The 16,169-nt window shown below is 51.7% G+C and carries 20 protein-coding genes; 14 read left to right on the top strand and 6 right to left on the bottom strand.

Translation table 11 applies throughout. The features are described 5' to 3' along the window. Positions 1-102: 102 nt before the first annotated feature. The 4 genes from EBA_RS14655 (at position 103) to EBA_RS14640 (ending at position 5,905) form a co-directional block, all read left to right on the top strand. Complete coding sequence (locus EBA_RS14655; RefSeq protein ID WP_192375396.1) at positions 103-3,366, top strand: bifunctional diguanylate cyclase/phosphodiesterase; 3,264 nt, start codon at positions 103-105, stop codon at positions 3,364-3,366. A 153-nt stretch (positions 3,367-3,519) separates the two neighbouring features. After that, positions 3,520-4,497: an FtsH protease activity modulator HflK gene (hflK, locus tag EBA_RS14650; protein WP_192375395.1), complete on the top strand. Its 978-nt coding sequence runs from the start codon at positions 3,520-3,522 to the stop codon at positions 4,495-4,497. Further along, positions 4,494-5,459, top strand: coding sequence for a protease modulator HflC (gene hflC / locus EBA_RS14645; RefSeq protein WP_192375394.1), 966 nt, complete (start codon positions 4,494-4,496; stop codon positions 5,457-5,459). Before hflK ends, hflC begins: the two co-directional genes overlap by 4 nt. Positions 5,460-5,545: 86 nt before the next feature. Further along, entirely contained in the window at positions 5,546-5,905 is a 360-nt protein-coding gene (locus EBA_RS14640; protein WP_192375393.1) for a hypothetical protein, read from the top strand. Between the two features lie 19 nt (positions 5,906-5,924). On the opposite strand, the gene EBA_RS14635 is transcribed toward EBA_RS14640, so the two are convergent. Genes EBA_RS14635 through EBA_RS14620 form a run of 4 tightly spaced genes read right to left on the bottom strand, consistent with a single transcriptional unit; the run spans position 5,925 to position 8,212 of the window. Beyond that, positions 5,925-6,098: a rubredoxin gene (locus tag EBA_RS14635; RefSeq protein WP_192375392.1), complete on the bottom strand. Its 174-nt coding sequence runs from the start codon at positions 6,096-6,098 to the stop codon at positions 5,925-5,927. Between the two features lie 17 nt (positions 6,099-6,115). Continuing rightward, positions 6,116-6,619 carry a YqiA/YcfP family alpha/beta fold hydrolase gene (locus EBA_RS14630; protein WP_192375391.1) on the bottom strand — a complete coding sequence of 168 codons (504 nt, stop codon included), beginning with the start codon at positions 6,617-6,619 and terminating at the stop codon, positions 6,116-6,118. 25 nt (positions 6,620-6,644) lie between these two features. Next, positions 6,645-6,860 carry a DUF2905 domain-containing protein gene (locus EBA_RS14625; protein WP_192375390.1) on the bottom strand — a complete coding sequence of 72 codons (216 nt, stop codon included), beginning with the start codon at positions 6,858-6,860 and terminating at the stop codon, positions 6,645-6,647. Between the two features lie 32 nt (positions 6,861-6,892). Continuing rightward, positions 6,893-8,212 (bottom strand): hypothetical protein, encoded by a 1,320-nt coding sequence (locus EBA_RS14620; protein ID WP_225616315.1) that lies wholly within the window; start codon positions 8,210-8,212, stop codon positions 6,893-6,895. 281 nt (positions 8,213-8,493) lie between these two features. Here EBA_RS14620 and EBA_RS14615 point away from each other — a divergent pair, with 281 nt between their 5' ends. Both EBA_RS14615 and EBA_RS24595 read left to right on the top strand, forming a co-directional pair. After that, positions 8,494-10,248, top strand: a complete 1,755-nt coding sequence (locus EBA_RS14615) for a L,D-transpeptidase family protein (protein WP_192375389.1) — start codon at positions 8,494-8,496, stop codon at positions 10,246-10,248. Positions 10,249-10,292: 44 nt separating this feature from the next. After that, positions 10,293-10,427, top strand: coding sequence for a hypothetical protein (locus tag EBA_RS24595; RefSeq protein WP_267873586.1), 135 nt, complete (start codon positions 10,293-10,295; stop codon positions 10,425-10,427). Here EBA_RS24595 and EBA_RS14610 read toward each other — a convergent pair. Then, a complete protein-coding gene (locus EBA_RS14610) occupies positions 10,424-10,894 on the bottom strand; it encodes a hypothetical protein (RefSeq protein ID WP_192375388.1) in 471 nt (156 codons plus the stop codon). The two genes, EBA_RS24595 and EBA_RS14610, sit on opposite strands and share 4 nt — an antisense overlap. 3 nt (positions 10,895-10,897) lie before the next feature. Between EBA_RS14610 and EBA_RS14605 the strand changes: the two genes are divergently transcribed. Both EBA_RS14605 and EBA_RS14600 read left to right on the top strand, forming a co-directional pair. After that, positions 10,898-11,236, top strand: coding sequence for a type II toxin-antitoxin system RelE/ParE family toxin (locus EBA_RS14605; protein ID WP_192375387.1), 339 nt, complete (start codon positions 10,898-10,900; stop codon positions 11,234-11,236). Continuing rightward, on the top strand, positions 11,233-11,514 hold the full coding sequence (locus tag EBA_RS14600; protein WP_192375386.1) for a helix-turn-helix domain-containing protein: 282 nt from the start codon (positions 11,233-11,235) through the stop codon (positions 11,512-11,514). Before EBA_RS14605 ends, EBA_RS14600 begins: the two co-directional genes overlap by 4 nt. Before the next feature lie 393 nt (positions 11,515-11,907). Here the strand turns inward: EBA_RS14600 and EBA_RS24735 are convergent, their stop codons facing one another. Next, positions 11,908-12,672, bottom strand: coding sequence for a hypothetical protein (locus EBA_RS24735; protein ID WP_229427844.1), 765 nt, complete (start codon positions 12,670-12,672; stop codon positions 11,908-11,910). 135 nt (positions 12,673-12,807) lie between these two features. Between EBA_RS24735 and EBA_RS14585 the strand changes: the two genes are divergently transcribed. The 6 genes from EBA_RS14585 to EBA_RS14560 all read left to right on the top strand — a co-directional run bounded on the left by EBA_RS14585 (position 12,808) and on the right by EBA_RS14560 (position 15,965). Beyond that, positions 12,808-12,978 (top strand): ribbon-helix-helix protein, CopG family, encoded by a 171-nt coding sequence (locus EBA_RS14585; protein WP_223146685.1) that lies wholly within the window; start codon positions 12,808-12,810, stop codon positions 12,976-12,978. 49 nt (positions 12,979-13,027) lie between these two features. Next, positions 13,028-13,360, top strand: a complete 333-nt coding sequence (locus EBA_RS14580) for a hypothetical protein (protein WP_192375385.1) — start codon at positions 13,028-13,030, stop codon at positions 13,358-13,360. Between the two features lie 314 nt (positions 13,361-13,674). Continuing rightward, positions 13,675-14,262 carry a L,D-transpeptidase family protein gene (locus EBA_RS14575; RefSeq protein WP_225616313.1) on the top strand — a complete coding sequence of 196 codons (588 nt, stop codon included), beginning with the start codon at positions 13,675-13,677 and terminating at the stop codon, positions 14,260-14,262. A 68-nt stretch (positions 14,263-14,330) separates the two neighbouring features. Then, on the top strand, positions 14,331-14,702 hold the full coding sequence (locus EBA_RS14570; protein ID WP_192375384.1) for a hypothetical protein: 372 nt from the start codon (positions 14,331-14,333) through the stop codon (positions 14,700-14,702). A gap of 172 nt (positions 14,703-14,874) precedes the next feature. Next, positions 14,875-15,339, top strand: coding sequence for an SRPBCC family protein (locus EBA_RS14565; protein WP_192375383.1), 465 nt, complete (start codon positions 14,875-14,877; stop codon positions 15,337-15,339). Positions 15,340-15,431: 92 nt separating this feature from the next. Beyond that, on the top strand, positions 15,432-15,965 hold the full coding sequence (locus EBA_RS14560) for a hypothetical protein (RefSeq protein ID WP_192375382.1): 534 nt from the start codon (positions 15,432-15,434) through the stop codon (positions 15,963-15,965). Positions 15,966-16,169 lie beyond the last annotated feature (204 nt).

Here is a 16,169-nt window from a genome sequence, read left to right as displayed (position 1 = left end):
GTGTAGAATATTTGCTTATAAAACATCCGGTTTCTATCCGGTCATGTCAGTATTTTTGAAAGACTGATGTCCATATTGGCGCCGAACTATGGAAGACGCGCAATGAATCGTCCGCATAATTTTTCTCGTTTCTCTCGAAGCGTGTGGCTTACCGCGGCCACGTTTGCGATATTCGTTGTCGTGTTTGCAATATACGTCCGCTCGGAAAAGCAGATAGACCGCGCCAACGAATTGCGCCTGCAATCGTATGTATTGATGGACGAATTACGGCAGTCCTCCGACTATCTAACGCAAATGGCACGTAGTTATGTCGCCACCGGTGAGCCAATCTACAAACAATACTTTCAAGACATTATCGAAATACGCGAGGGTAAGCAGCCGCGACCTTTGAATTATCACGACGTCTATTGGGATTTGGCGATAGCCGACGCCAGAGCAGTACACCCTTCCAGCGGCCATACCATCGCCTTACTAGAGCTTATACGTCAAGCCGGATTTGCTGAGCCGGAATTGGCTAAGATGGTGGAGGCGAGTGCCAATTCCGATACGCTAACCGTTACCGAGCGCGCGGCTATGGCTGTGGTCGAAGCAAATAATGCTGATATCGAGATCAAACGCAATCAAGCGAGCCTATTGCTGCACGATAAGGCCTATCATCAGGCTAAAGCTAATATCATGAGGTCAATCGGAGAGGCCTACCGACTGATGGATAGCCGCACGCTGCAGGCGGTGAGTGCCAAGGAATCCGCCGCATTTTGGATGCGTTGCGTGTTTGTGTTTCTCGGGATCGTGTCGATGCTGATGCTTTGGCGAGTTCACCGCACTCTGCACGCCACCTTGGGCGTATCGGTGGATGAATTGCACTCGCGGATAGTTCGGTTAGGCAAGGGTGACTTTTCCGGCACAGTCCCAAATATTGATGGAGCGCAAAACAGCGTGGTGGCCTGGCTGTCTGAAACTCAGTTAAATCTGGCTCGCATCGATGCTGAACGCCGGGAGACGGAAGCGAAAAATCAGCGGCTGACTCAGTTGTACGCGGCGCTAAGCCAATGCAATCAGGCTATTGTGCGTTGCACTAGCGAAGCCGAATTATTTCCGCAAATCTGCCGCGATGCGGTGACCTTTGGCGGGATGAAGATGGCGTGGATCGGTATGTTGGATGAAACCAGCAAATTGATTAAACCGGTAGCATCTTACGGCAGCGGTACTGAATATCTGGCTGGAATTGAAATATCGATAGATGAGAGTTTGCCGACCGGACGCGGACCAACCGGCACAGCGGTACGCGAAGATAGTCCTTTTTGGTGTCAAGATTTTCAGCATGATTTTGCCACAACAGTATGGCATGAGCGTGGCGCAAAATTTGCGTGGAATGCATCCGCAGCCTTGCCATTGCATCTGCAAGGTAGAGCTATTGGCGCGTTTATGTTGTATGCGGACGCCGTCAATGCGTTTGACGATGCCGCGCGCAATTTACTGATGGAAATGGCTATGGACATCGATCATGCCCTGAATGGTTTTCAGCGCGAGATCGAGCGCTTCCAAACCCGGCAAATGGAAAGTTTTCGGGTGTTCATGCTTGAACGTCTGAATGGCAATGTGCCGTTGCCGGATATTTTGCAGGATGTGGTAACAGAACTTGAAACCATGCTTGCTGACAGTGTTTGTTCGGTTTTGCTTTTGGATGACGAACAGCGTTTACGGCTAGGCGCCGCCCCCAGCCTTCCGGATTTCTACAATCGAGCGATTGATGGCTTAAAGATAGGCGCCGGGCTTGGGTCGTGCGGCAATGCGGCGTACACCGGGCAGCGCACCGTTGTTGAGAATATCGCCAATCATCCTTTCTGGCAGCCTTATCTGCCGTTGGCGGAACGAGCAGGTTTGGCGGCCTGTTGGTCGGAACCGATTTTTTCCGGCAGTAAAAAAGTCCTCGGTACTTTTGCCATCTATCACCGTCATCCCGCGGTTCCTGACGAACATACACTGCGTTTGCTGGAGATGGTGGCGCATTTTGTGTCACTGGCCATCGAGCGCAAACAGGCTCAGGAACACATTTATTACCTGGCAAATTACGATCCGCTGACCGGTTTGCCAAATCGCAGTCAGTTGGACGATCATCTTAAATACGCCTTGAGTTTGGCAAAGCGCAGCAACGGCCATTTGGCGTTGATGTTTCTGGATCTCGATCATTTTAAAGACATTAATGACTCTCTGGGCCACAGCGTAGGTGACGCTATGTTGGTTGAATTGGCCCAGCGGCTATGTGCCGTGCTGCGTGATGAAGATACCGTGACGCGCTTGGGTGGCGATGAATTCATTTTTCTGTTACCCGGCACCGATGCCGATGGTGCCGCCAATGTCGCGCAAAAATTGCTGGATGCTATCGCCGAGCCTTATCGGATCGAGCAATACGATTTGACGATGAGTGCATCGATTGGGATTGCGTTGTATCCAAACGACGGGGAGGACTTGGAAAGCCTGTCTAAAAGCGCTGATGTGGCGATGTACCGAGTTAAAACGGCTGGTCGGCACGGTTATCGCTTTTTTACGCCGGAAATGCACGCCCGCGCTCAGCGCAATCTGCAATTGGTCAATGCATTAAGGCAGGCTTTGGATCGTGAGCAATTTCATGTCTATTATCAGCCGCAAGCGGACATACATACTGGGCAAGTGATTGGTGCGGAAGCCTTGCTGCGTTGGCGGCATCCCGAGTTTGGCATGGTTTCGCCGGCCGAATTCATTCCGGTTGCCGAAGATAGCGGGCTGATTCTGCCGATAGGCGAGTGGGTATTACAAACCGCTGTGCGGCAAGCTAAATCCTGGTTGGAGCAAGGCTTGGGGCCATTGACAATGGCGGTTAATCTGTCAGCGGTTCAATTTGGTCATCCGGCGCTGCCGGAGTTAGTCTCGCGCATACTCGCGGAAGAAGGGCTGCCGCCGGAGTATCTGGAGTTGGAGTTGACCGAAGGGGTATCGATGCAAAACCCTGAAGCCGCGATTGCGGTGATGAATAATTTACATCAACGTGGCGTGCGCATGTCTATCGACGATTTCGGTACCGGATACTCTTCCTTGAGTTATCTGAAGAAGTTTAAAGTATACAAATTGAAGATAGACCAATCCTTTGTACGCGATATCACTACCGATTCGGAAGATAAAGCCATCGTTAGTGCCGTGATCAGTCTGGCCAACAGCTTGGGTTTGCGGACCATAGCCGAAGGGGTGGAAACTTTAGAGCAACAGGCGTTTCTGCGTGAACAGGGCTGCCAGGAGATTCAAGGCTATTTATTCGGCAAGCCCATGCCTAGCGAACAGTTCGAAGTATTTTTGCGGCAGAGGGTAGTTGATTCGACTGCAGTGTCTTGAGTGGTGTCCGGCACTTTGCGACGGCGCCAAGTGTGGTGGACAAATTGACGAAATGGCCGACTACGTTCATGCTTGCTGACCGAATGCTGTGGTGCTTAGGGGATTGTAAGTTCCCTCATGCCGATTTTTCGCCGACTTAACAGGAGTCCGCCCTTGAACGACGCCAATCCTATTTTCAAAAACCTGCCCGACTCGCTGCCGATTTCGCCGTTGGCCATACTGATTACTGTCACCGTGTTGGTCGGCGCCACAATGTCGTTTTACACCATTCCCGCCGAATCTGAAGGCATCGTCTTGCGCTTTGGCGAATACATCGAAAAAGTCCCTTCCGGCTTGCATGCCAAACTGCCGTTTGGCGTGGACAGCATCATCACCGTGCCGACTCAGCGTCAGCAGAAACTGGAGTTTGGGTTTGCCACAGCAGGCTTCACTAACCCGGATCAAATCGGCGACGAGCCGGCCCTGGAAAAATCCATGGTAACCGGCGATCTGAATTCGGCGCTGGTGGAGTGGATCGTGCAATACCGGATCACCGATCCGGAAAAATATCTATTCGATGTCCGCGATCCTGGCTTGACCTTGCGGGATATTTCCGAAGCGGTAATGCGGGAGGTGGTGGGTGATCGCACTGTCGATGAAATCATCACCATCGGCCGGCAAGAGATAGAGGAAACCGTACTGGCACGTGCGCGCCTGTTGGCCGAGCGCTATCAATTGGGGGTGTCGATCAATCAGGTACAGTTGAAAAACGTTAATCCGCCCGAACCGGTACAACCCTCGTTTAATGAAGTGAATCGGGCCCAGCAAGACCGCGAAAATGTCATCAACCTGGCTAACGGTGAATATAACAAAGCCGTGCCACGAGCGCGCGGCGAAGCGGACCAGAAAATTCGCGCCGCAGAAGGTTATCGATTTAAACGGATTAACGAAGCGGAAGGGGATGTGACTGCTTTCAACCAAGTATTGGAGCAATATCTGAAAGCACCGGACGTGACGCGCGCACGGATTTATCTGGAGACGATGGGCGATGTGCTGCCGCAAGCCCGTCAGCAGATTATTGTCGACGATACGGTGCAACAGATATTGCCGATGTTGCCGTTTCCGGGTCAAGCTGAGGGAGTGGTGAAATGAGTGTATCCACAAGAGTCTGGTTATTAATCGTTGTCTTCGCCTTTTTGCTGTTGCAATCGGTGTTTACCGTCAATCAAACCGAGCAAGTTATCATCACCCAATTCGGTAAACCGGTCGGCGAACCGATCACCAGTCCTGGTTTGCATTTCAAGATTCCATTTACCCAGCAGATCAATAGCTTTGATAAGCGCTATCTAGCCTGGGATGGGCCTATGGTGGAGATGTCCACCAAGGATAAGACTTATGTGCAGGTCGATACCTTCGCGCGCTGGCGCATAACCCAGCCCATGCAATATTACTTGCGCTTGCGCGACGAACGTAGCGCGCAATCGCGCTTGGAAGATATTCTGGGTAGCGAAACTCGCACCGCAATAGCCCGGCACGAATTGATCGAAGTGGTGCGTTCCGATAAGGATCGCAAGCCCCTGCAAGACGAGAGCTTGGGGCCACTTACCGGCGAAGGAACCATAGGGGTGCTGCGGCCAATCCGGGTGGGCCGGGCGGCGATCGAAAAAGATGTATTCGATGCGGCCGCACCTAAGTTGGCCGAATTTGGTATCGAATTGCTGGATGTGCGCTTCAAGCGCATCAATTACAACCATCAGGTTTTGGAGCGCATCCATCAACGGATGATCAGCGAGCGCTTGCAAATTGCCCAGCGTTTCCGTTCGGAAGGCGAGGGCGAGGCGGCTAGGATTAACGGTAATCGAGACCGGGATCTCAACGAAATCGAATCCACTGCCTACAAACGTGTGCAAGAAATCCAGGGCGAAGCCGACGCCAAGGCGACCGAAATTTATGCCAAAGCCTATGGGCAAAAACCCGAGTCTGCCGAGTTTTACAAGTTTTTGAAGAGCATGGAAACCTATCGCAAGGTGATAGACGGTGACGCCACCATTGTGTTGTCTACCAACAGCGATTTATTTGGCCTGTTGAAGCGGGTGGAGCAAAAAAATCGTTGAGACGCGTATAAAGCCAATAAGCAAAAATTAAGCTCTGACCTGCACACTTTATCGCAAGCAAATAATTTTCTAACAGGAGGTTTGCGATGTTAAGCAGAACAACAGTCATCGTTTTGGGTTTATTGGTCTCGTCGGCTGCGCTAGCCGACCACGAGCATTGGGGTGGGCATCACGGGCATCATCACCATCATGGCTATGACCGGCCAATGTATCGGGAGGACGTGATTTATTATCAACCCGCCCCGGTAGTGGAATATGTGCCGGTTCCCCGGTATTACGCGCCACCACCTCCACCTGTTTATTACGGATATGACCAACGTTCACCGCAAGGTTTGTTGGGAGGAATGGTCGGCAGTGCGATGGGTTATCAGCTAGGAAATGGCGACCCGATAGCCGCTGGCATTGGTGCTGCCGCCGGGGCTTTGTTGGGTAACGGTATGTACTGAGGCTGCCTGGTCGGAGCGGTCAATATTCCAGTAACTTGAAAAAACTTTTCGGCGCGCCGCAAATCGGACAATCCCAATCGTCGGGGATGTCCTCCCAGCGGGTGCCAGGCGCGATGCCGCTATCCGGGTCGCCCTTGGCTTCGTCGTAAATGTGTTCGCATTCCATACAGTGGTATTTCTTGTAATCGCTCATCGGATTTTCTCCTGCGTCTAAGCGGCGCAAGTGCCGAGAAATCGTTCGAAAGCTGTTACCATCAAGGGCAATATGCTTAATAATCGGTGGTCGGCGTCTAGCATATGCAGACGCGCGCGATGCTCGCGGCAGAAGCGCCAGGCGTTTTCCGGTGGTACGACATCGTCTTGCCAGCCATGAAACACCTCGATATTGGCTGTCGTAGGCTTGAAATCGGTACGTGCGTATCCCGGTAAATAAAAGGCCGGTGCGATCAAAAACAGTCCTTTTGGTTTGATGGTTTCCGCCGCGACGGTAGAGACATAAGCCCCCATACTGGAGCCCACCAACACTAGCGTTTCGCATCCAGTTATATCCAAGGCCAATAGCTGTTGCACGCGCCAGTCCGGATCGTTGCTGGCTTGATAATCCGGGCTGACAAATTCAAACCCTTGACGTTTGGCGACTTCTGCCAATGCCAAGGGTTTTTCGCCCCAAGGGATGCTGTCCTTGCCGTGGTTGTAAATTACCAGATTGGTCATGATTTCAGTCTCGGTGTTGAATAGCTTATTTGCGGAAAAATAAATTAGCCAGCAGCGTGATTAGCACGCTGACCACGATCATCGACGTGATAGGTATAAATACGAAGCTGTTTTTATTCTGAATCCGGATGTCGCCGGGCAGTTTGCCAAACCAATTGATCAACCACGGGACATAGTGCAAAACCAAGCCGATCACCAGGATGGCCGAGCCAATAATGATTAGTGCTTTGCTGGGTTCCATTTCTTTTCTCTATTACGCCAATACCGTAAGGGTTAAGGAACCACCACTACTTGCGCGAAGCCGCCACCCAGCGTACGGAAGTTGGTGGTTTGCCCCTGGTAGAGGCGGGCGCAGACCAATTGGGTTTGGCCTTGATAGACATAGTGGCGCAGATCCAGTTTCAATTCGCCGGCGTCCAGAAGCCGTTCGCTGGGTTTCACTAAGGCCTGCGCGACATAATCGTGTTGCAGAATATCTTCGAAAACTCGCCGGGTCAGCTTATCGCCGCGATAAGCCGCCTTGCTGCCGTAGCCTTTGGCCGGTTTGAAAAACAGTTGTTTACGGTTGGACCAAAACCATTCGGCTTTTTGTGCATCAACCAAAACGGTATGAGCGACCCCCGTGCTCAATATCGCGCAGGTATTGTCATCGACGCCGATAGCCTGCAGAAAATCGTCCTTGCCTAACCATGCCAGATTTCTTTTATCGGCGTAAAGCGCGTGATTTCGCGGATGCGGGGTCAGCACTACTGCACCGGCCAAATAGGCTGCGCGTAAAGCGTGGCATTTTAAAGCTTCCAAGCCAAAGTCGGTCAAGCGGTTATACACCAGATCGATTTGCAGATCGCCGTGCCAAAGCCCGCCATCGCGATAGCTTAAGGCCTGCGGATCGCAAACCACAGTCTCGATTTTATGTTGCTGGAACAGGTGTTTAAACAACAAAAACTCCGGCCACATGTATTGATTTTGCGGATCGTCATCGACGATGGCGATGTTGCGCAATGGCGCTGAATCACGTTCCGCCTGCCATTCCTGGTAAAACATTTCCATGAATACCGTTTCGGTTTGGCGGATGTCTTGGTTATGCAGCTTAAGTTTACCCGGCTGCTGGTTACCGACGATTTCGCAACAGCTGTTTTGGACGCGAATTAATAGCGCATTAATCATCGCGCCGCCGGCATTGGAATTGATTTCGATCAGCTTCGGGCCGTCGGCGCTCAGATGAAAGTCATAGCCCAGAAATGCGCCGCGGGCTTTGACTAAAAATCGCGCGGTATCCGGTGCGTATTCCAGTACATGTTGCTGGTAAGCCGGTAGCGCTATTACCCGTTCCAGCGCAGCGATGATCTCCAGTTGTCGTTCCAGGCAGTCTTGGCTGATAAACACCGCAGACTCGGCGAACAAATTCGGCCGCTCCTCAGCGATCATCCGATACAAATTGTCGTTGCCCTCTAGCCTATGCAGTTCGCTACGCAGGGCTTTGCGATTTAGCGACGAGCAGCGGCAATTGCTGTTTAGCTGTTCGGCGCTAGGTATGTGTTCGGGGTCTGGATAGGGATGCATGAAAAACGCTAAACGTGGGTTGTTGGTCAAACAAGATTTACGCCACTATTCTAACGCGATACGCTGGCTCGCGAATCGGTAAATCCTAATATAGGCGCTTGTCAGCGCGGCCAAGCGATCTAATTCCCGGCTCATGAGCTTATTGCTATTTTACCTATCCGGTTTTTTATTGGAATGACGGCGCATAAATATAAAGAGCGGCAAGATTAGATGAAAAACGGGATTAAGCCCTTTTGTCCGGCAAAGCTAGAACTTGAGCGCGTATTTTGTCACTATGACAACCTTTGTCCGTATTTGAAGTCGCAAGAACTATGAAGCAACAAGCCGCATCAACCAATAATCAAACAAAATTGCGCAAATCCTCACCGTATCTGCTGACGATACTGGCGCTGCTTTATTTTTTTTCGCAGCCCGCCGGCGCCCAAAGTCCCGAGTCTGGTGTTAGGCAAACGATAGAGTCCTTGCTGGCCGCTAAACAGCATCCTTTGCTGTCACAGGCGGATTTTTCGCAGTATAGCGAAGCGCTGAAACAGCTATATCAGATGAACGCCAACCAGCTGATTTGGTTGGGCGCGGATAAGCCCGCGAAAAACCGCGACGATGTGTTGAGCTTGTTAAGTAATACCAAAACCGACGGCTTGAGCCCGGATGTTTACGATGCCGAGCGTTTGCGCGGTTATTTACAACAGGCCGCGACATTGCCGCAAAACGCAACCAGCGAGTTGGTATCTTACGACCTGGCTTTATCGATAGCACTGGTGCATTACGCGCGTGACCTGCATATGGGTAGAGTCGATCCGCGCAATTTCGATTATCCGGTGAAGTTTGCTGCCAAGTCCGCTGTCGATGTTGCGGCGTTGTTGAGCCAACATATTCAGCAACAAACGCTTGCTGAGCTGCCGGCGGTATTGGCGCCAAAATTCAAGCAATATCAACAGTTAAAGACTTTATTAGCAAGCTATCGTCAGCAAAATACCGCTGCGCAGCTGCCAAAACTGCTGTTTGCGAAATCGCTGCGTCCCGGCGAGCAAGATCTGCAATTACCGGAGTTGCGCCGACATCTGCTTGCGTTGGGCGAGCTGAAAGCGGAAGAAGTTCTCGGCGGCAACACGGATAACATCTATGACAATGCCGCGATAGAGGCTGTCAAACGCTTGCAGCAACAACAGGGTTTAAAAGCCGACGGCGTGATTGGCAAACAAACGCTGGCCTTATTGAATCAATCTCCGGCCGATAAAATCGGCAGAATCGAATTAGCCATGGAACGTTTACGCTGGATGCCCGCGTTACCGGAAGGGCCAAGGATTGCCGTGAATATCCCGGCGTTTCAGTTGTGGGCGTTCAATTCTCGCGAAGATGAACAGCCGTTGACCATGAAAGTGATCGTCGGTAAGGCTGAGAAGAACCAGACCCCGGTGCTATGGGAAGAGATGAAATATTTGGAGTTCATGCCTTATTGGAATATTCCGCAAAGCATCATGGATAAAGAAATGCTGCCGAAGCTATTGAGCGATGAAGAGTTTCTAGCCAATCAGGATATTGAGCTGGTGGATCGTCATGCTGACGACAATGAAGAAGACAACCAGGACAGCATTGTCGATGAAATCAAAAGCGGTCGGATCCGCGCCAGACAACGCCCCGGCAGCAATAATCCATTGGGGCGGGTGAAGTTTATTTTTCCGAATAAGGCCGATGTGTATTTGCATGATACGCCGGGGAAATCCGCGTTTAACCGGGATCGCCGCGATTTGAGTCACGGCTGCGTCAGAGTGGCTGAAGCGGAAAAATTGGCGGAATTCGTACTTGGCGATGAAACTGCTTGGGACCAGCAAACCATACAGCAAGCCATGGCGGGGCCCAAAACTCAGCGGGTCAGTCTAAAAAACTCCATACCTGTTTTGTTTTTTTATACCACTGTGTTCGTGGACCGCGATGATAAGCCGCGCTTTTATCCCGACATTTACGGCCAGGATAGTCTGTTGCAAAATGCCTTGAATAAGGCATTGGCTCCGAACGCCAAACAGCAAGTGGTTATTAAAACTGGCAATCTTGCTCGCGGCGGTTAGCTTGTATATTGTCACTGGGATAGCTGATTTTAGGAGGCTAATCTATGAGGCAAGCGAAAACAGCAAACTATGCGGTTGCTACCGAGGTTGCCGCTGGCGTCATAATTAAGGGGCTGCCGGCGGCGGTAGCGTATTGGTTGAGGCCGTTGGCGGTGCAGGCACGGGCGGCGTTGGTTTAGCCGGTCCATTGGTAGCTGTTGTTGGTCCAGCTGGCCGCTTTGATGTCTTGCACCTGGTTGCGGGTGTAGCTCCAGGTGTTGTCCTGGCCGGTGCCGGCGGCGGTGGCGTATTGGTTCAGGCCGGCCAACGCCGATTGCGTGTCGTAGCCGTAGCCGGTGGTGGTGCCGTTACCCAGGGTGACGGTGGTGCGCCGCGACAGGTCGTGGTAGGCGTAGCTGGCCAGGCTGACCGTGCCGTTTTCCAGCAGGGCGGTCGGCCGGTTCAGGGCGTCGTAGCTGGCGGTGATGTAGAACACAGAGGCTTCCGGCCAGGTGGTCAGCTGGTTCTTGGCATCCTTGACGGTAAGCGGCAGACCGTTGTTGCTGTAGGTGTAGGTCGCGTAGTTCTGCGCGATACCGCTGCCGACACAGGTGACGTTATTGTTCAAAAAGAGTTGTTGAAATATACGAAATTTTGTATATTTCAACCCATGACCGACCCAAAACCTATTAAATTCCTGGGCAATGCACTTGAAGACCTACGCGGATTTCCCGTATCTGTACGCCGAGAAGCGGGTTATCAACTTGACCATGTGCAATATGGATACGAACCAAGCGACTGGAAACCCATGAATACGGTAGGACCGGGGGTTAAAGAAATTCGAATTCGCGACGCGACCGGCGCATTTCGCGTGCTCTATGTCGCCAAATTCGCCGATGCTATCTACGTCGTACACTGTTTTCAGAAGAAAACCCAGAAAACCAGCCAGTCGGATATCGATCTGGCCGCCAAACGTTATCGTGATTTATTGAAGGAGCTTACCCAATGAACAGCGAACAATTCTCCAGTGTCTGGGATGCGATTGAAGACACTCCCGAAGAAGCCGAAAATATGAAACTTCGCGCGAGGCTAATGATGAATTTGACGGATTACATTACCCGAACCGGGTTGAGCCAAGCCCAGGCCGCCAAGCTGTTCGGCGTGACCCAACCGCGTATTTCGGATCTTATGCGCGGCAAGATTAACTTGTTCGGCCTGGATGCTCTCGTCAATATGGCCGCATCAGCAGGGTTGCATATCGAGATGTGGGTACGAGAGGCGGCATGACATCCCGCGCAATTGGCTAAAACATGCGGCGCAATACGGCTTCGTCTATTGACCTACCGATTACGGCTTACGGCCTTGGTTAATCACATGCGTCCGAATACGCTTCGCTATTCTGACCTACGCGGGTTGGCGTTTAACCGCCAAAAATAAAACCCTTTTCCATTGACCAGCGGCAGCCGGTGGCCTCGCAGAGCAGGATAAGCCTTGAGTGCATCGCGCGAATAAGCGGGTGTGGAGTGTCGCTATGCGGTAAAGCCAGAGGCGGTTCGTTGTGGGGAATCAGATGGTTTCGGGCAGTGGAACAGGCCGCCGATAGTTGAGATCGGCGGCCTGGGGTTTGATTGTGGTTTGCAAGGTCACTCGACAGATGCGCCTCCTGGCGTCGGCAGCATCCTATCTGCGCACGTTGATGTCTTGCACTTGGTTGCGGGTGTAGCTCCAGGTGTTGTCCTGGGCGGTGCCGGCCAGGTTTTGGGTCAGGCTGGCCAGGGCCGATTGCGCGTCGTAGCCGGTGACGGTGGTGCGCCGCGACAGGTCGTCGTAGGCGTAGCTGGCCAGGCTGACCGTGCCGTTTTCCAGCAGGGTGGTCGGCCGGTTGAGGGCGTCGTAGCTGGCGGTAATGTAGAACGCGGTGGCTTCCGGCCAGGTGGTGCGGGTGCGGTTGCCGGCCGGGTCGTATTGGTAGGCCAGGGTTTTGCCGCCGGCGCTGGTGCTGGTCAGGCGGCCGGCGTTGTCGTAGACGTAGCCGATGGCGTAGCCGGTTTTGTTGGCGGCGGTTTTACGGCCGACCAAGTCATACCCTAAAGGGCATAAATAACTGAAGCTGATGTTGTCGGCCGCAGTCGGATAGGTCCGACTCAGCAGACGGTTGAGGTTGTCGTAGGCCAGGGTAATGCTTTGACCGTTACGTTTGCGCAAGCTGGTGACGTTGCTGTTGTTATCGTAGGCCACCTGTTCGAAGTCGGTCGCCGAGGAGGCGCCGGCGGTGACTTTGTCCGGATACAGGGTTTTCAGCTTGCGGTCGTGACCGTCGTATTGGTAGGTGGTCAGCTGGTTTTTAGCATCCTTGACTGTGAGCGGTAGGCCGTTGTTGCTGTAGGTGTAGGTCGCGTAGTTCTGCGCAATACCGCTGCCCACGGCTTTTTTGAGGATCTGCACGCTGTCATCGCTGTTGTAGACGGTCTGAGTGACGCGGTTGCCGCCGTCGGCCGAAATTTGGTAACTTACTTAGGTGAAAAATAAGCGTATTATTTGCATATAAATAGCGCCTTTTTTGCGCTATAGGAGAACTGTATGGCAAACGATAAAGAAACAATTCGCCTTAGCTTGAGCGTATCACCTGAGTTAAACGAACGACTGGAGCAACTGGCGTCTTCGGGGCACACCACCAAAACCGAGATTCTACGTAAAGCCATTGCCTTGTATGACGTGGCTGCCGAAGCTAAAACGGAGAAAAAAGATTAGGTATCCTTGACCAAAACAAACAGCTATTGACCGAGATTGTAGGTATTTAGTGGAGGAACAGACCAATGAAAAACGCGGCGATCCCCAGATCAACCTAGGACAAATCGTCGGCAAGGATCATAAGTACGAGTTGTCAGTCAGCAACGAAACGCCAGAAGATGCCACCGCTAGATGTGTAAGGGAAATGGCGGATGCCGAACTGAAACGGAAAATGACCTATTCGCTATTTTGTTTCGCGCTTTTAGTAGTGGGTGTTGTTTTTGGCGGCTGTGTTTACGTCTTCGCGGTGGGGACGGTAGACGACAAAAAATGGGCCGCAGGTATTATCAGTGCAATTGCATCCGGTCTAATCGGCTTTTTGGTGGGGCAAGGGAAAAGATAACTGTTCACGGACGAGCCGCTTGACGCTCTACCTATTGCGACTTACGGCCTTGCGGAGCTCGATTGAAACGCCAGCGGGACGGTTTAGCCATTGCTGGCGTTTGGGGTTTTCGGGGCGGAACGAAAATAAGCCGCCGAAGGTAGAATTCGGCGGCTTAGGATAAGTTTGGTTCGATCACGCGACAGATGCGCCTCCTGACGTCGGCACATCTTATCGGCGCACGTTACCGCGTTGAGAAGAACCAGACGCCGGTGCTATGGGAAGAGATGAAATATCTGGAGTTCATGACGTATTGAGATATTCCGCAAAGCATCATGGATAAAGAAATGCTGCCGAAGCTATTAAGCGATGAAGAGTTTCTAGCCAATCAGGATATTGAGCTGGTGGATCGTCATGCTGACGACGATGAAGAAGACAACCAGGACAGCATTGTCGATGAAATCAAAAGCGGTCGGATCCGCGCCAGACAACGCCCCGGCAGTAATAATCCATTGGGGCGGGTGAAGTTTATTTTTCCGAATAAGGCCGATGTGTATTTGCATGATACGCCGGGCAAATCCGCGTTTAACCGGGATCGCCGTGATTTGAGTCACGGCTGCGTCAGAGTGGCTGAAGCGGAAAAATTGGGGGAATTCGTACTTGGCGACCAAACTGCTTGGGACCAGCAAACTATACAGCAAGCCATGGCCGGGCCCAAAACTCAGCGGGTCAGTCTAAAAAAGTCGATACCTGTTTTGTTTTTTTATACCACTGTTTTTGTGGGCCTTGATGACAAACCGCGTTTTTACCCGGATATTTACGGTCAAGATCAATTGTTGCAAACCGCTTTGAGCAAAGCCGCTAATCCGGGCGCTAAACAACAATTGGTCAGTAAAGCGGTAAATGGTGCCGGCGGCGGTTAACGGGGTTCAGTTTTAGCGGTTTTGGATTATGCTGTTATCCGGAGTGTGGTTTTTTAGGAGACAGGGATATGACGCAAGTAAAAATAGTAAACCAAGCTGTTACCGAGAAAGTTAAGAAATCGCCGGCGCGCAAGGGCAAGAAAGTCAGAATGGCGCCGCCGACCAATGGCGAGATTCTGGTCAAAGGTGTGGTGATGGGTATCGTGATTTCCGGGTTGACGCACGCCAGTAAAAGCATCACCCGCGCGCTGATTCGCCATCCGCTTGCCTTATTCTCCGGTGGTTTGCTGGCCGGCTATCTGGCGCATAAACATCGCAAGGACATCATCGTGCTGGGTAGTCGCACTGCAGAGGAAAGCCGGAATTTCGTGCTGAGACAACGCGAAAACCTCGGCGATTTAATCGCTGAAATCAAGGAAGAAAGCGGAAGGACTCAATAGTCTTCGGTTTGTTGGGGTTTACCCGACATCTTGTTTCACCGACTGGCGCCCCGATTTCCGGACTGGCGCATCCGCGTAACCGATGTACATAAGCGGTGGCACTACCGCAAAATTTTTTTTACGGTAGATTGATTGCTATCGCAGTAGTGCTGCATCGTCCTCGGCAAGTTTTATGAAAATTTATCAACTCCACCGGCAGCAGCGCTTGGCCCTCAGCCAGCAGCAAGCCTGGGAGTTCTTTTCGTCCCCGCATTATCTAAACCAAATTACCCCTGAGTTTTTCCATGTCGATATCACCTCGCCTGTACCAGAAGATATTTACTCAGGCTTGCTGATCCGCTATCGGATGAAGGCAGTGTTTGGTGTGCCCATGTCTTGGCTATCGGAAGTTAGTCATTGCGATAAGCCGAACCGGTTTGTCTACCAACAGGCCGTGGGTCCGTTCGGTTTCTGGAGTCATGAGGTTTGCCTGAGCAATTGCGCGGAAGGTGTCGTGCTGGAAGACATCGTGTTTTATACGATGCCGTTCGGCTGGCTGGGCCAATTGTTACATGGGTTTATCGGCGATAAATTGCAGCGCATATTCGATACGCGCCGCGATTATCTGCAAGCAAAATGGGGCGTTGCGGAGCCTTGACGCATTCAAATCGGTACCGGTTTGACAGTTGACTTTTTTCATCCGCAGGCATCTAATCAAGATCCTGCACATTCAACCTGAAGGAGACTAATATGGCTCAAGACAAAGGTTATTTGGATCAATCCGGCAATCAAGTGATTGCCATCGTCAAAAATCTGGATCGCGATGTGGAGCGCGGCGAAGATACCATCATGCTGGGCTATGGCTTGGTATTGCTGGCACCGGCTTTCGCCCCCTTATTGCCGCCCGTTATTCTGTTGCCGCTGATGGCTATCGCATTTGCGATTTCGGCCACCTTGGCCCGTCTGCATTTCTATAAAATGGCGCAAAAACTGACAGTATCCATGAGAGAACTGGAAAGCCGGGACCAATACACGTTAAAACCCATTGCGCAAGTGTTTGACGAACATCCCCAACAGACTTTGGCGGTCGCTTTTAATCCGTTGAGAAATCTAAAACGGACTCTGAAAAGCACCCTGGGCGGCTTGATGATCAATCCATTTTGGGGGCCGATTTTTTACATGTTGGGCGTGCAATTTGTCGAGGATAAACATTTCTTTGTACTAAATAAGGCGGTGATCAGCGTAGAAGAAAAGATCATGCCGATAGTCTTACGCGATGAATAAGCGGGGAGTCGGCAATTTCACGTTCGCAACGCTGCCGCGGCAAATTTAACGTAACCGCGTTCAAGGTGGGGCGGTTATTTTGTCGCGGTAACCATTGTCCAAAAGTACAGTTATACACAGAAGCTGTGGATAAGTTTGTGATCAAATCGTGGGCAAAGCTTGCCAGTGCCCGTCTTGTTTGAAGCTGCATTAAATTGGCTAATT

The organism is Methylomonas albis (assembly GCF_014850955.1).
Lineage (GTDB): Bacteria > Pseudomonadota > Gammaproteobacteria > Methylococcales > Methylomonadaceae > Methylomonas > Methylomonas albis.
Note: the sequence above shows the minus strand (reverse complement) of the source record. Positions and strands in the feature narration are given on the sequence as shown.

Bases quoted from the DNA above. Each gene is read 5' to 3' on its own strand.
- EBA_RS14575 (WP_225616313.1), top strand. From the start codon at position 13,675: ATGGATAAAGAAATGCTGCCGAAGCTATTAAGCGATGAAGAGTTTCTA.
- EBA_RS14635 (WP_192375392.1), bottom strand. From the start codon at position 6,098: ATGAGCGATTACAAGAAATACCACTGTATGGAATGCGAACACATTTAC.
- EBA_RS14615 (WP_192375389.1), top strand. From the start codon at position 8,494: ATGAAGCAACAAGCCGCATCAACCAATAATCAAACAAAATTGCGCAAA.
- EBA_RS14600 (WP_192375386.1), top strand. From the start codon at position 11,233: ATGAACAGCGAACAATTCTCCAGTGTCTGGGATGCGATTGAAGACACT.
- EBA_RS14565 (WP_192375383.1), top strand. From the start codon at position 14,875: ATGAAAATTTATCAACTCCACCGGCAGCAGCGCTTGGCCCTCAGCCAG.
- EBA_RS14585 (WP_223146685.1), top strand. From the start codon at position 12,808: ATGGCAAACGATAAAGAAACAATTCGCCTTAGCTTGAGCGTATCACCT.
- hflC (WP_192375394.1), top strand. From the start codon at position 4,494: ATGAGTGTATCCACAAGAGTCTGGTTATTAATCGTTGTCTTCGCCTTT.
- EBA_RS14570 (WP_192375384.1), top strand. From the start codon at position 14,331: ATGACGCAAGTAAAAATAGTAAACCAAGCTGTTACCGAGAAAGTTAAG.
- EBA_RS14655 (WP_192375396.1), top strand. From the start codon at position 103: ATGAATCGTCCGCATAATTTTTCTCGTTTCTCTCGAAGCGTGTGGCTT.
- EBA_RS14625 (WP_192375390.1), bottom strand. From the start codon at position 6,860: ATGGAACCCAGCAAAGCACTAATCATTATTGGCTCGGCCATCCTGGTG.
- EBA_RS24595 (WP_267873586.1), top strand. From the start codon at position 10,293: ATGAGGCAAGCGAAAACAGCAAACTATGCGGTTGCTACCGAGGTTGCC.
- EBA_RS14605 (WP_192375387.1), top strand. From the start codon at position 10,898: ATGACCGACCCAAAACCTATTAAATTCCTGGGCAATGCACTTGAAGAC.
- EBA_RS14630 (WP_192375391.1), bottom strand. From the start codon at position 6,619: ATGACCAATCTGGTAATTTACAACCACGGCAAGGACAGCATCCCTTGG.
- EBA_RS14560 (WP_192375382.1), top strand. From the start codon at position 15,432: ATGGCTCAAGACAAAGGTTATTTGGATCAATCCGGCAATCAAGTGATT.
- EBA_RS14640 (WP_192375393.1), top strand. From the start codon at position 5,546: ATGTTAAGCAGAACAACAGTCATCGTTTTGGGTTTATTGGTCTCGTCG.